A 1,070-nucleotide genomic window follows, 5' to 3' on the forward strand; every position below is an offset into this window, starting at 1 on the left:
CGTCGAGACTTGTGATCAAGAGACAGCCGGATATGCCGGCCGATTCCCCACCCCCGGGACGCCCCCGCGCCCGGAGTGCCGCCATGCTACCCCTCTGCCGCAGCGCAGGGGAGATCCGGCCCGCGGCGGGACCAAGTGGGGCGGGACCACGCGGAGTTTTGCAACGGTTTCGCATCGCTTACCCGCCGGGCGGGCAACCCGGTCCGGCCTGTCCGGTTGAAGCGGCAGCATGAATCACCACGCCCTCCCGCACCCCGCCCACGCCTCCCTCACCACCATGCCTACGGCGCCAGCCTCCACGGCGGAGATGCTGGAACGGCTGGACGCCCTTTTGCCGGGAGTGGAGGAGCGGGCCGCGCGGCTGGACGGGGAAGGCGGCCTGCCCGTGGAGGAGGTGGCGGCCCTCGGCGCGGCCGGGCTGCTGGTGGCGCCGCTGCCTGGCGCATTGGGCGGGCTGGGCTGGGGTTCCGAACCCGGGGGCACCGGGCCGCTGATGCTGGCGCTGCGCCGGATCGGCCGGGCCAGCCTGCCGCTGGGACGGCTCTTCGAAGGGCATGTGAACGCGCTGCGCCTCGTTGCCGCCTACGGTACGCCGGAACAGGTGGAGGAAGCCGCGGCGGATGCCCGGGCAGGCCGCCTCTTCGGGGTCTGGGCCGCCGAGGTGCCGGGACGCGGGCTGGTGCTGGAGGAGGACATGCGCCGGCTCAGCGGGGGCAAGATCTGGTGCTCCGGGGCCGGGCTGGTGGAACGGGCGCTGGTCCCGGCCCAGGCACCGGACGGCGTGCGGATGCTGCTGCTGCCACTGCCGAGGGGCACCGGGCGGGCGGACCTTTCCGTCTGGACGGCTTCGGGGATGCGGGCCTCGGCCACCGGGAACATGGATTTCAGCGGCATGGAGCTGAGCCCCGGGACGCTGATCGGTCCGCCCGGGGCCTACTTCGCCCAGCCCGGCTTCTCCGGTGGCGCCTGGCGCTTCCTGGCCGTACATCTCGGGGGCATCGAGGCGGTGGAGGAGGCGCTGCGCCACCATCTGGCCGCGACCGGCCGGGGCGGGGACCCGCACCAGCAGG

1 protein-coding gene is annotated in these 1,070 nt (G+C 74.1%); it reads left to right on the forward strand.

All coding sequences use genetic code 11. The features are described from left to right. Positions 1–229: 229 nt before the first annotated feature. Positions 230–1,070 (forward strand): acyl-CoA dehydrogenase family protein (locus ROTAS13_RS24865; RefSeq protein ID WP_075823695.1); only part of this gene is annotated, 841 nt, incomplete at its 3' end.

It is taken from the genome of Roseomonas sp. TAS13, from assembly GCF_001950415.1.
Taxonomy (GTDB): domain Bacteria; phylum Pseudomonadota; class Alphaproteobacteria; order Acetobacterales; family Acetobacteraceae; genus Roseomonas; species Roseomonas mucosa.